The 12,660-nt window shown below is 73.1% G+C and carries 11 protein-coding genes, 1 pseudogene and 1 riboswitch; of the genes and pseudogenes, 9 read left to right on the top strand and 3 right to left on the bottom strand.

Annotated elements, in window-relative coordinates; all coding sequences use genetic code 11:
- On the bottom strand, positions 1-969 hold the full coding sequence (locus Mco01_RS20325; protein ID WP_204058486.1) for an SAM-dependent methyltransferase: 969 nt from the start codon (positions 967-969) through the stop codon (positions 1-3).
- Between the two features lie 161 nt (positions 970-1,130).
- Between Mco01_RS20325 and Mco01_RS20320 the strand changes: the two genes are divergently transcribed.
- The 5 genes from Mco01_RS20320 (at position 1,131) to lysS (ending at position 8,075) form a co-directional block, all read left to right on the top strand.
- Positions 1,131-2,021: a Rossmann-like and DUF2520 domain-containing protein gene (locus Mco01_RS20320; protein WP_204058485.1), complete on the top strand. Its 891-nt coding sequence runs from the start codon at positions 1,131-1,133 to the stop codon at positions 2,019-2,021.
- Positions 2,012-2,860, top strand: a complete 849-nt coding sequence (gene panC / locus Mco01_RS20315) for a pantoate--beta-alanine ligase (RefSeq protein ID WP_204058484.1) — start codon at positions 2,012-2,014, stop codon at positions 2,858-2,860. Before Mco01_RS20320 ends, panC begins: the two co-directional genes overlap by 10 nt.
- A gap of 72 nt (positions 2,861-2,932) precedes the next feature.
- Positions 2,933-5,494 (top strand): L-aspartate oxidase, encoded by a 2,562-nt coding sequence (locus Mco01_RS20310; protein ID WP_204058483.1) that lies wholly within the window; start codon positions 2,933-2,935, stop codon positions 5,492-5,494.
- A 49-nt stretch (positions 5,495-5,543) separates the two neighbouring features.
- A complete protein-coding gene (locus tag Mco01_RS20305) occupies positions 5,544-6,326 on the top strand; it encodes a type III pantothenate kinase (protein WP_204058482.1) in 783 nt (260 codons plus the stop codon).
- A 60-nt stretch (positions 6,327-6,386) separates the two neighbouring features.
- A complete protein-coding gene (lysS, locus tag Mco01_RS20300) occupies positions 6,387-8,075 on the top strand; it encodes a lysine--tRNA ligase (protein WP_239103763.1) in 1,689 nt (562 codons plus the stop codon).
- Positions 8,076-8,161: 86 nt separating this feature from the next.
- On the opposite strand, the gene Mco01_RS20295 is transcribed toward lysS, so the two are convergent.
- A complete protein-coding gene (locus Mco01_RS20295; RefSeq protein ID WP_204058481.1) occupies positions 8,162-9,085 on the bottom strand; it encodes an NADP-dependent oxidoreductase in 924 nt (307 codons plus the stop codon).
- A 103-nt stretch (positions 9,086-9,188) separates the two neighbouring features.
- Here Mco01_RS20295 and Mco01_RS20290 point away from each other — a divergent pair, with 103 nt between their 5' ends.
- Positions 9,189-9,602, top strand: coding sequence for a winged helix-turn-helix transcriptional regulator (locus Mco01_RS20290; RefSeq protein WP_204058480.1), 414 nt, complete (start codon positions 9,189-9,191; stop codon positions 9,600-9,602).
- 93 nt (positions 9,603-9,695) lie between these two features.
- A complete protein-coding gene (locus tag Mco01_RS20285; protein WP_239103762.1) occupies positions 9,696-9,944 on the top strand; it encodes a helix-turn-helix domain-containing protein in 249 nt (82 codons plus the stop codon).
- Positions 9,945-10,131: 187 nt separating this feature from the next.
- Here Mco01_RS20285 and Mco01_RS39815 read toward each other — a convergent pair whose 3' ends face one another.
- On the bottom strand, positions 10,132-11,169 hold the full coding sequence (locus Mco01_RS39815) for a C40 family peptidase (RefSeq protein ID WP_204058479.1): 1,038 nt from the start codon (positions 11,167-11,169) through the stop codon (positions 10,132-10,134).
- A gap of 74 nt (positions 11,170-11,243) precedes the next feature.
- Positions 11,244-11,412: riboswitch (cyclic di-AMP (ydaO/yuaA leader) on the bottom strand.
- 374 nt (positions 11,413-11,786) lie between these two features.
- On the opposite strand from Mco01_RS39815, the gene Mco01_RS20275 reads away from it, so the two are divergent.
- Positions 11,787-12,341, top strand: coding sequence for an amino-acid N-acetyltransferase (locus tag Mco01_RS20275; RefSeq protein WP_204058478.1), 555 nt, complete (start codon positions 11,787-11,789; stop codon positions 12,339-12,341).
- Positions 12,342-12,455: 114 nt separating this feature from the next.
- A pseudogene (locus Mco01_RS20270) lies at positions 12,456-12,660 on the top strand (hypothetical protein); the annotation flags it as partial.

Raw genomic sequence — 12,660 nt, 5'->3', positions numbered from 1 at the left:
TCACAGGCCGCGCGACTGGCTGAGCCAGCCGAAGCCGCCGAGTCCCGCGGGGTCGATCAGCTCGGCCTCCTCCGACGACCGGCTGAGCGCGCGGACGTACCCGCGGGGGTCGGCGCGGGCGAGGTCGAGCGGCGGACGCGCGCCGAGAAGGCCGAGGGCGCGCAGGGCCTCCCGCTGCGTGGTCAGCAGGGTGGCGGTCGCGCCGGCCCGCTCGCCCGCGGCGGCGCAGGCGTCGAGCGCCACGTGCGCGGTGACGTCGCACGAGCCGTCCGGCACCGCGGGGACGACCGAGCCGTCGCGGTAGCCCGTCAGGCTGCCCGCGTAGGGACGGCCGGCGGCCAGGTGGGCGTAGTCGACGGCGACGGCCGTGCCGCGCTCCAGCCGCGACACCACCGAGGCCCAGGCCTCGTCCCTGGGGCGGCCGATCTCGGCCCGGCAGCCCGGGAAGCGCGGCGGCCACCAGCGTTCCAGCCAGGCCAGGTCCTCCTCGCAGGGGGCGGGGCCGAGCCGCTCGTCGCCCGTGGCGGGGTCGACCAGCACCACCCGGGGGCCGGAGGGGGTCACCTCGACGACGTCCACCGGCACGTCGTCGAGCCACTCGTTGGCCACCACGAGCCCGGCGACCCCGTGGGGCACCTCCCGCGCCCAGGCGACGGCGGCGTCCAGGCCCTCGGGGCGCGGGGACAGGTCGACGGCGGTCACCCGGAGGCGCTCCGCCAGCTCGGGCGGCGCGGCCGCGAGCACGCCCGCCGCCAGCGTCCCGTCGCCGCTGCCGACGTCCACCAGGTCGAGGACCGGCGGGCGTCCCAGGGCCTCGTCCGTTCGCGCGGCGAGCCGGACCAGGGCCTCCGCGAACGCGGCCGAGACGTGCACCGACGTCCGGAAGTGCCGATGTGGCCGTTCGCGCAGGTAGAAGCCGTCGGGGCCGTAGAGGGCGCGCTGCGTCGCCGTGCGCCAGGTGACCCACACAGCGCTTCACGTTACCGAACGGCGGCCACCGTGACGAAAAGTAGCGACTTTCGTACTCGTGGCTCAACATAAGCGAGGGGGAAACGGGACAAAATTCGACCGTCGGGCCGAGGCCGGGCCGGCGCGTCCGCCGCCGCTACTCTGGGCCGAGGGGAGGCGTCATGGACACAAGTGACCGCCCGGCGCGGCTCGCCGTGGGAGTGCTCGGCGCGGGACGCGTGGGCTCCGTGCTCGGGGCCGCGCTCATGCTCGCCGGGCATCGGGTCGTCGCGGCCAGCGGGGTGTCCGACGCCTCGCGGCGCCGGGCGGCCGAGCGGCTCGGCGTGGAGCTCAGCAGGCCGGACGAGGTGATCCGGCGGTCGGAGCTGGTGCTGCTCACCGTTCCCGACGACGTGCTGCCCGGGCTGGTCGCCGGGCTCGCCGCCACCGGCGCCGACCTGCGGGGCAAGCTGCTGGTCCACGCGAGCGGCGCGTACGGCCTGGCGGTGCTCGACCCGGCGGCCGAGGCCGGCGCGATGCCGCTCGCGCTGCACCCGGTGATGACGTTCACCGGCAGGGACGACGACCTGACGAAGATCACCGGATGCTCGTTCGGCGTGACGGCCCCCGTCCTGCTGCGCCCGGTCGCCGAGGCGCTCGTCATCGAGATGGGCGGGGAGCCGGTCTGGATCGCCGACCAGGACCGGGCCCTCTACCACGCGGCCCTCGCCGGCGCCGCGAACCACATGGTCACGCTCGTCGCCGAGTCGCAGGAGCTGCTCGCGAAGATCGGCGTCGAGCACCCCGGCCGGATGCTCGCGCCGCTGCTGGGCGCCGCGCTCGACAACGTTCTGCGGCTGGGGATCAGCGGCCTGACCGGCCCGGTCGTGCGCGGCGACGCCGGCACCGTGCGCCGGCACGTCGACGCCCTCATCCTGGCGGCACCCGAGGCGGCCGACGCGTACGTGGCCCTCGCTAGGCTCACGGCGGACCGGGCGCTCGCCGCCGGGCTGCTCAAGCCCGAGACCGCCGAGCGCCTCCTGGACGCGCTGGGAGGCAACATTTGGACGTGATCGTCGCGGGCGACCGCACGGAGCTCGTCAAGGCGAAGGACGCGCTCGGCGGCGGCCGGATCGCCCTGGTCCCCACCATGGGCGCCCTCCACGAGGGCCACCGGTCCCTCATCAGGCTGGCCCGTGAGCTGGCCGACCACGTCGTGGTCAGCGTCTTCGTCAACCCCCTGCAGTTCGGTCCCAACGAGGACTTCTCCCGCTATCCCCGGACGTTCGACGCCGACCTCGCGGCCTGCGCCGAGGAGGGCGTACGGGTGGTGTTCGCCCCTTCGGCGGAGGACATGTACCTGCCCGACCGCCAGGTGCAGGTCTCCGCGGGACGGATGGGCGCGATCGTCGAGGGCGCGTTCCGGCCCGGCCACTTCGACGGCGTGCTGACCGTTGTGCTCAAGCTGTTCAACCTGGTCCAGCCGGACGTCGCGGTCTTCGGGCAGAAGGACGCCCAGCAGCTCGCGCTGATCCGGCGGATGGTGGCCGACCTGAACGTGCCGGTCGAGATCGCCGGCGGCCCGACCGTCCGCGAGCCGGACGGGCTGGCGCTGTCGAGCCGCAACAGGTACCTGTCGCCGGCCGACCGGGTCACGGCGCTCGCCCTGTCCCGGGCCCTGCGGGCGGGATCCGGGCGGGCCGTCCCCTCGGAGATCCTCCGCGCGGCCGCCGCCGTGCTGGACGAGGCGGCCCGGCTCGACCCGCCGCTCCTGCTCGACTACGTCGCCCTCGTCGACCCGGCGACGTTCACCCCGGTCGAGGACGGCTTCCGCGGCGAGGCCGTGCTGGCCGTGGCGGCCAAAGTGGGCACGACGCGGCTGATCGACAACCTGGTCGTCGCCGTTTCCTGACCTTCGGATGGGGGTGGCGACGGAGCATCGCCGTGAGGGCGTTATCGTCATATTGACGAAAGGGGATCCCTCATGGTGGCGATTCCGAGGAGGCTCACCGCCCCCGCTCCCGGATGGAGCGCGAACGCGGACGTCGTGGTGATCGGGTCGGGCATCGCCGGCCTCACGGTCGCGCTCCGCTACGTCCACCTCTCCCCGCGGGGGCGGGTGCTCGTCATCACCAAGGACGTGCTGTCCGCCGGGTCCACCCGCTGGGCCCAGGGCGGCATCGCGGCCGTCCTCGACCCCGAGGACACCCCCGACGAGCACCTGCGGGACACGCTGCTCGCCGGCGTCGGCCTGTGCGACGAGGACGCCGTACGGGTGCTGGTGACGGAGGGCCCCGACGCGCTCAAGCGGCTGATCGGGCACGGCGCCGAGTTCGACCGGGACACCGACGGAGAGCTCCAGCTCACCCGTGAGGGCGGCCACCGCCGCAACCGGATCGTCCACGCGGGCGGCGACGCCACCGGCGCCGAGGTCCAGCGGGCCCTCGTCCAGGCCGTGGTGGCCGAACCGCGCATCGAGGTCGTCGAGCACGCGCTCGCCCTCGACCTGCTCGCGGACGCCGCCGGGCGGGCCTGCGGGGTCACCCTCCACGTGATGGGCGAGGGCGCGGGGGACGGCGTGGGCGCGGTCCACGCGGGCGCCGTCGTGCTCGCCAGCGGCGGCATGGGCCAGGTCTACGCCGCCACGACCAACCCGGTCGTCTCCACCGGGGACGGCGTGGCGCTCGCGCTGCGGGCCGGGGCCGTGGTCCGCGACATCGAGTTCGTCCAGTTCCACCCCACGGTCCTGTGGCTCGGCGAGGGCTCGACCGGCCAGCAGCCGCTCGTCTCCGAGGCCGTGCGCGGCGAGGGGGCCGTGCTGGTCGACGGCGCCGGCGAGCGGTTCATGCGCGGGGTCCACGAGCTGGCCGACCTCGCCCCGCGCGACGTCGTGGCCAAGGCGATCATGCGCAGGATGGACGAGACCGGCGCCGACCACGTGTACCTGGACGCCCGGCACTTCGGCGAGGAGAAGTGGCGGACGCGGTTCCCCACGATCCTCGCGGTCTGCCGCGAGCACGGCATCGATCCCGTGACCGAGCCGATCCCCGTGGCCCCCGCCGCCCATTACGCGAGCGGCGGCGTCCGCACCGACCTGTACGGCCGCACGACCGTCCCGGGCCTGTACGCCTGCGGGGAGGTGGCGTGCACCGGCGTCCACGGCGCCAACCGGCTGGCCTCCAACTCGCTCCTGGAGGGGCTGGTCTTCGGCGAGCGGATCGCCGCCGACCTGGCCGCGGCCGACCTCGCCCCCGGGGAGCCGGCCGGCGACGGCCGGCCGGAGGGGCTGGTGGATCCGCGTACCCGGCAGCGGGTGCAGAACCACATGAGCCGCGGCGCCGGCGTGCTGCGCAGCGACGCCAGCCTCGCGCAGGTCGCCCGCGCGCTGCGGGACGCCCGGTGGACCCCGGTGGCGGTCGAGCCGTGCACCGGGTCGTGGGAGGCGACCAACCTCCTCACGGTGGCCACGGCCCTCGTCGCGGCCGCCGCCGAACGCGAGGAGACCCGGGGCTCCCACTGGCGGGAGGACCATCCCGAGCGGGACGACGACCACTGGCGCCTGCACATCGACATCGCCCTCACAGCGGAAGGACTGGTTATGCGGCACGAGGCCCACGAGGACACCCGTCCCGACACGTCCCCGGCGCATGCCGCGCCTGCGGGCGACGAGCTTCCGCCGGCGCTGCGGGACGAGCTGGCCGCGATCGGCGTGGACCCGGGCGACCTGCTGAGGCTGGTGCGCACGGCCCTGGAGGAGGACCTGGGCGACGGGCTCGACGTCACCTCGGCCGCCACGATCCCCGCCGGCCAGGCGGCGACGGGCGACCTCGTCGCCCGCGCCGAGGGCGTGGTGGCCGGCCTCCCGGTCGCCGAGGCCGTCTTCCGCCAGGCGGGGCCGCGGATCACAGTCGAGAGGCGGGCCGCGGACGGCGACCGGGTGCGCCCCGGCGAGGTCCTCATGACCGTCTCCGGCCCGGCCCGCGACCTGCTCACCCTGGAGCGCACGGCCCTCAACCTCCTCACCCACCTGTCCGGGGTCGCCACCGCGACCAGGCGGTGGGCCGACGCGATCGCCGGCACCCGCGCCCGCGTCCGGGACACCCGGAAGACCCTGCCCGGCCTGCGGGCGCTGCAGAAGTACGCCGTGCGGTGCGGCGGCGGGGTCAACCACCGCATGGGCCTCCACGACGCCGCCCTCATCAAGGACAACCACGTCGTCGCCGCCGGCGGGGTGGCCGAGGCCTTCCGGGCCGTGCGCGAGGCGTTCCCCGGGCTGCCGATCGAGGTCGAGGTGGACCGGATCGACCAGATCGAGCCCGTGCTCGCCGAGGGCGCCGAGGAGATCCTGCTCGACAACTTCACCGTCGAGCGGCTCGCCGAGGCCGTACGGCTGGTGGGCGGCCGGGCGCGGCTGGAGTCGAGCGGCGGCCTCACCCTCGACACGGCGCGGGCGGTGGCCGAGACCGGGGTCGACTACCTGGCCGTGGGCGCCCTCACGCACTCGGCCCGGGTCCTCGACGTCGGTCTGGACCTCCGTGGGGAATGACCCGCGAGACGGAAGATCGCAGGGACGCCCGCTGGTGCATAATCGGGGAATGCTGCTCACCATCGACGTCAGCAACACCCACACGGTGCTGGGCCTGTTCGAGGGTGATGAGGTGATCGAGCACTGGCGGATCGCCACCGATCCCCGCCGTACGGCGGACGAGATCGCGGTCGTCCTCCAGGGGCTGCTCGGCCAGTCGCCGATCCTCAAGGACGCCGACATCAGCGGCATCGCGATCTGCTCCACGGTCCCGTCGGTCCTCAACGAGATGCGTGAGATGTCGCGGCGCTACTACGGCGACGTGACGGCCGTCGTCGTCGAGCCCGGGGTTCGCACCGGCGTCCCGGTCCGGATGGACAACCCCAAGGAGGTCGGCAGCGACCGCATCGTGAACGCGCTGGCCGCCGCCACCCTGTACGGCGGCCCGTGCGTGATCGTCGACTTCGGCACCGCCACGTCGTTCGACGCCGTGTCGGCCCGCGGCGAGTACGTCGGCGCGGTCACGGCCCCCGGCCTGGAGATCTCGGTCGACGCGCTCGCCACGGCCGGGGCGCAACTGCACAAGGTCGAGCTGATCCGCCCCCGGTCGGTGATCGCCAAGAACACCGTGGAGGCCCTCCAGTCCGGCATCATCTACGGCTTCGCCGGGCTGGTGGACGGGATCGTCGACCGGATGACCGCTGAGCTGTCCGCCGACCCCGACGACGTGACCGTGGTGGCGACCGGATCGGGCGCCCCGCTCGTCGTCGGCGAGGCCCGCACGATCGACGTCCACGAGCCGTGGCTCACGCTGATCGGCCTGCGTCTGGTGTACGCGCGCAACACCGCCTGAAGCACTCCTCCGAGTACGGGACCATAGAAGACAGGATCCGTCTCAGAGAGGACTGCCGTGATGGACGCCGACTGGGTGGCGCGTTTCGCTGACGAGGTCATCGCCGAGGCCGAACGGCGCGCGCCGGGCAAACCCATCGTCTGCGCGTCCGGCCTCAGCCCCTCCGGGCCCATCCACCTGGGCAACCTGCGCGAGGTGATGACCCCGCACCTGGTCGCCGACGAGATCAGGCGGCGCGGGTACGACTGCGTCCACGTCCTGTCCTGGGACGACTTCGACCGCTACCGCAAGGTCCCCGTGGGCGTCGACCCGTCGTGGGCCGAGCACATCGGCAAGCCGCTGACCTCGGTGCCGGCCCCGCCCGGCAGCGAGCACCCCAACTGGGCGGAGCACTTCAAGGCCCCGATGGCGGCCGCGCTCGCCGACCTGGGCGTGGAGTTCCACGGCATCAGCCAGACGCAGATGTACACCTCCGGCGCCTACCGCGAGCAGGTGCTGCTCGCGATGCGCGAGCGCAAGAGGATCGACGCGATCCTCGACCAGTACCGCACCAAGGCCAAGCCCAAGGCCCAGGCGCAGGCCGTGGACGCCGACGAGGCCGCGGCGCTGGAGGGCTCGGGCGCGGCCGGCGAGGACGACGGGTCGGGCGCCGGGGGCTACTACCCGTACAAGCCCTACTGCTCGGTCTGCGACCGCGACGTCACCACGGTCACGGCGTACGACGACGCCACCACCGAGCTGACCTACACCTGCGCGTGCGGGCACACCGAGACCGTGCTGCTGTCGGAGCACACCCGGGGCAAGCTCGTGTGGAAGGTCGACTGGCCGATGCGCTGGGCGTACGAGGGCGTGGTGTTCGAGCCGTCCGGCGTCGACCACAGCTCGCCCGGTTCGTCCTTCGTCGTCGGCGGCCAGATCGTCCGCGAGGTGTTCGGGGCCGAGCAGCCCATCGGGCCCATGTACGCCTTCGTCGGCATCAGCGGCATGGCCAAGATGAGCAGCTCCAAGGGCGGCGTGCCCACCCCCGCCGACGCCCTGTCGATCATGGAGCCGGCGCTGCTGCGCTGGCTGTACGCGCGGCGGCGGCCCAACCAGTCGTTCAAGGTCTCCTTCGACCAGGAGATCCAGCGGATGTACGACGAGTGGGACACGCTCACCAGGAAGGTCGCGGACGGCACCGCCCTCCCGGCCGACCAGGCGGCCCACCGCCGGGCGACCACGACCGCCTCGCTCACCCTGCCCGACACCCCGCGCCGGCTGCCGTACCGGACCCTCGCGTCGGTGGTCGACATCACCACCGGGCACGAGGAGCAGACGCTGCGCATCCTGCGCGAGTTCGACCACGAGATCGCCGGGCTCGACGAGCTGCGGCCGCGGCTCGACAAGGCCCAGCACTGGGTGACCACGTACGTCCCGGCGGACGAGCGCACCCAGGTCCGCGAGGAGCCCGACGCCGAGCTGCTCGCCTCGCTGGGCGACGTCGAGCGGGAGTCGCTGCGGCTGCTGGCCCAGGGCCTCGACGAGCACTGGTCGCTCGACGGGCTGACGACGCTGCTGTACGGCGTGCCGAAGGTCCAGGCGGGGCTCGACATGAGCGCCAAGGCCGCGACGCCGGAGCTGAAGGCCGCCCAGCGGGCGTTCTTCGTGCTGCTGTACCGGCTGCTCGTGGGGCGGGACACCGGGCCGCGCCTGCCCACGCTGCTGCTCGCCGTCGGCCGCGACCGCGTCCGCCGGCTCCTGGCCGCCTGACCGCGGTCGCCGCGACACCGCGAGGGCTCGCGGAGGTTCCGGGAGCCCTCATGGCGTTCCAGGTGCCCGGCCGGCTTCGCGCGAGATCAGGGAACGAGCACGAGACGGCCGCGCAGGCCGCCCGCGGCCAGGCGCTCGTACGCCTCAGTGGCCTTCTCCAGGGGGTGGACGCCGGCCACCCTGGTGGTGAGCCGCCCGGCCTCGGCCAGCCGCGCGATCTCCGCGAGCCTGCCCCCGTCGGCCCGGATGAAGACCGTGGACACCCGGATGCCGCGCAGGGGGACCGGCGCCGCCCCCGCCGCCACGGACACGAACGCGCCGCCCCCGCGGACGGCGTCGAGCGCGGCCACCCCCACGAGCGCCGCGTCGACGGCCGCGTCCACCCCGCCCGGGACGGCGGCCCGTACGGCCGGCCCGAGGTCCTCCCCGCGCGGGACGAACCACTCGGCCCCGAAGCTGCGCACCAGGGCCTCGTCCCCGGCGGACGCCGAGGCGGCGACCCGGACGCCCCGGGCCGCCGCGATCTCCACGAGATAACCGCCGACCCCGCCGGCCGCGCCGGTCACGAGCAGCGTGTCGCCCGCCGTGAGCCCCGTCAGGTCGAGCGCCTGGACGGCCGTAAGCGTGTTCAGCGGCAGCGTCGCCGCCTCCACGGCCGGGATCCCGGCGGGCGCCGGCGCGACGGCCGACGTGTCCAGCACGACGAGGTCGGCCTGCGCCTTGACCGGCAGCGGCAGCCGGTCGGACAGCCCGATCACGAAGTCCCCGGGACGCACATGCGGCACCCCCGGGCCCACGAGGTCGGCCACCCCGGCGACGTCCCAGCCGAGGCCGTACGCGTCGAGGGGCTGGACCAGGCCGAGCGCGGTCAGCGATCCCGACGCGGTGGCGAGGTCGACGGGGTTGAGCGCGGCGGCCTCCATACGGATCCTCACCTGCCCCGGCCCCGGCTCGGGGTCCGGCGCCTCCACGAGTTGCACCCTCCCGGACCGTGCGACGAGCGCGCGCATGACTCCTCCTTGTGCCTCCCACGGGCGGATCTTCCCGAGCGAGCGTAGGAAGGACTACTCTCTATCGGGAAGTAGGCACCTCAGAGTGCGTAAGGGAGAGAGCATGGCCACGCAGACCGCCGCCCAGAGGCGCGAGGAGGCACGGCTGGCCTACAACGCGTACCTCGCGGGCTGCCCCTCACGGAAGCTGCTCGACACGCTGAGCGACAAGTGGGTCAGCCTCGTGCTCGCGGCCCTCGCCGACGGCCCGTGCCGGTACAGCGAGCTGGCCAGGACCGTCGCCGGCGTGAGCCAGAAGATGCTCACGCAGACACTGCGGACGATGGAGCGCGACGGGCTGGTCTCCCGGACCATCACGCCGTCGGTGCCCGTCCGGGTCGACTACCGGCTCACGTCACTGGGCGAGGACCTCGTGCCGCTGATGCAGGCGATCAAGAGCTGGGCGGAGATCCACATGGACGAGGTCGAGGCCGCCCGGCAGGCGTACGACAGCTCCGCCGCCTCGGGGGACGCCTGACCGCGGAGGGCGATGCTTGACGACCTTCCTGGCTGGCGTTTACCTTCCCTGAAGGGTGGGCCGACCAGTCATCGTCGTGGGGGAGGGCAGACGATGGGTTTTCCCGACGTGGTCTCCCGGGGTGACGACGTCGCCTCGGACCTTGATCGTGCCGGTCTCACCGATGAGGACCTGCTCCTTCTCTCCGAACTCGCCAAGGGCGTGACAGCCGATCGGGTCGGGCGCAGCCTCGACGTGAGCGGCCGCACGGTGCGCAGGCGGTTGCGGGGGATCTGCGACCGCATCGGCGTGGCGACCGCGATCGAGGCCGTCGCCTGGGCGGCGCGCCGCCGTCTCATCTGACGATCTCCCGCTCGCCGCGGGCGACGGCGTCGCGCCCTGTCGCCATGCCCCTGGCAGGGGTCGCCCTGCTCAGGACCGGGCCGAACCGGCTGATGCAGGCCGCCGTACCGGCCGATTCAGGCGGCGGCGCGCACGGCCGGCGTTCAGTCCCGCCGTGCGCGGCCTCCGTTCAGTCGGCTCAGTCGGCTCAGTCGGCGATGCGCACGCCGCCCGCGAACGGGCGGTTGCCGAGCGGCGCGACCCGCACGACGTCGCCGGTGTGCGGGGCGTGGACCATGTAGCCGCCGCCGATGTAGATGCCGACGTGGTGCAGGTCCGGGTAGAAGAAGACGAGGTCGCCGGGCCGCAGCTCGTCACGCGAGATGTGGGTGCCCGCGGTCCACTGGTCGCCGGTGTAGTGCGGGAGGCTGATCCCGACCTGCTGGTAGGCCGCCATCACCAGGCCCGAGCAGTCGAACGACGACGGTCCGGCCGCGCCCCACACGTACGGCCGCATCTGCTGGCTGAGGGCCCAGCGCGCGGCCTCGGCGGCCTTGCCGTCGCCGACGACGGGGAACGAGATCCGGGTGGCCCGGCCGGTGCTGACGCTGCCGGCGACCCTGCTGTAGAGGTTGCTCTCTGCCCTCTTGACCAGCTTCTCGATCTTGGTTCGCTGCCCGTCGAGGCTGGTCAGCAGCTTCTTGACCTCGCTCTGGCGGGCGGTGGCGCTGGCCTTGGCCCGGGCGGCCGCGTCCATGGCCTTGGAGACCTCGGCCACCTCCTGGCCCTGCTGCATCTCCAGCGCGTACGTGGTGGAGGCCTGGTCGAGGTACTGGCTGGGGTCGGTGTTGCCGATCAGCGCCAGCGCGGAGCCGAGCCCGCCGGTCATGTAGGAGTTCTGGGCGAGCAGGCTGGCCTTCTGCCGCTTGACCTCGAGCTCGGCCTCGCTCTTGGCCAGGTTCTTCTTGGCCAGGTCGGCGGAGCGCTGGGCGGCCTTGAGCCGGACCCGCTCGCCGTTGTACTGCTCGGTGAGGGTCTCGATCTGGGTGTACAGACGCTCGACCTCGGCGGACAGCTGCTTGAGGCTCGGCTTGGGATCGGCGGTGGCGGCGACGACGGGGGCGCCGAACGTGACGAGGCCGATGGCCACGCTCACGAACGCCGTCCTGCGGATGATCGACCCGGCCGTGGTGCCTCCGGGCCTGCGGTCCCGGGCGTGCTTACCCGCGGACCGTCCTCCACGCATGCGCAACCAAGCTCCTCTCCTCGTCGTGCCGCGCTCACGGACCCGACCTGGGCGTGAATGGTCACGCGGGTCCGTACGGCACTCCTGGGCGCCTACCGGGTTAGCTGACGGGTTCGGGCCGGAGCAGCCCTACCTTTCGGATTCACCCCTTGTCGACACGGGCCGCACTCGGCCCGACTCGCAGTTGGGTCCCCGGCTCCCCTCCACACGCTCGGTGCTTCGAAGACTCGGCGTCCGGTCCTCGCGATTGGGGCTCGCGCGACCGGCATCGTCGCAGGACACTAATGCACCGCGAGTTGTTGCTCAACCAGAACTCCCAATCCCGTCTACGTTCCACAACCGAACGATCACGGGCGGGTCACGGGAGCGGATCGCCATAGACCCCGTTTAACCTGCAACTAGTCCGTTTTGACGGATTTCCGTTTCGCGTTATCGCAGGTCCAAGCCGGGGCAAAACTCATACCCAACTGGTTCACCCACTGGGTCTCGCTGCGCGTACGCGTGGAAACGCACGGTAACGAACCGGTGTCGTGAACCGCTTTAGGGTGTGGCCGTTAATCCGGGCACGGGTCGTGGGCCGGTGGGGGCGGACGGCGGCCCGGCTAGGCTGACCGACCATGGAGCAGGTCGCGGAGCAGACGCACGCCGAATCCGGCCGCCCGGAGGTCATCGTGCGCCGGGCGCGGACGCCGGACGTGCGCGTGATCCGCCGTCTCGTGGACGCCTATTCCGGCGTCGGACCCCGCCTGCTCGAGAAGACGACGGTCACCTTGTACGAGGACGTCCAGGAGTTCTGGGTGGCGGAGATCGCCGGGCAGGTCGTCGGCTGCGGCGCCCTCCACGTCCTGTGGGAGGACCTGGCGGAGATCCGCACGGTCGCGGTCGACCCGTCGGTGCGCGGCCGGGGCGTGGGCCACCGGATCGTCGCCGCGCTCATCGAGGCGGCCCGCGCGCTCGGCGTCCGGCGGGTCTTCTGCCTCACCTTCGAGGTCGAGTTCTTCGGCCGGCACGGGTTCGTGCCGATCCAGGGCACGCCCGTCTCCCCCGAGGTGTACGCCGAACTACTCGCCTCCTACGACGAGGGCGTGGCCGAGTTCCTCGACTTGGAGCACGTCAAGCCGAACACGCTCGGCAACACCCGGATGCTCCTTCACCTCGACCGGAGATCTTGACCGTCGCCATAACGGGCTGCAAAGGTGACTGTTGATACACCTGTCGCTACTTTTGGCAATATCAGCGTGTGCTACTGACGTGCGGCGCATGCGTTTCTGAAACGAGGTGACACGGTGAGCACCGGACAGCCGCCGTACCCCCAGGACGAGTCGGACGGCACGCCACCTCCGCCTTCCCCTCACGGGTACAACACGGATAAGCCCGCCGAAGAGTACGACCCTGACGTCACGGTGGTCAGCTACCGCACCCCGGGGCAGCACACCGGCCCCCAGCAGGCGCCCGGATACGGCCAGCAGCCGCCCCAGCAGGGCTACGGTC

The organism is Microbispora corallina, assembly GCF_016863035.1.
GTDB lineage: Bacteria > Actinomycetota > Actinomycetes > Streptosporangiales > Streptosporangiaceae > Microbispora > Microbispora corallina.
Note: the sequence above shows the minus strand (reverse complement) of the source record. Positions and strands in the feature narration are given on the sequence as shown.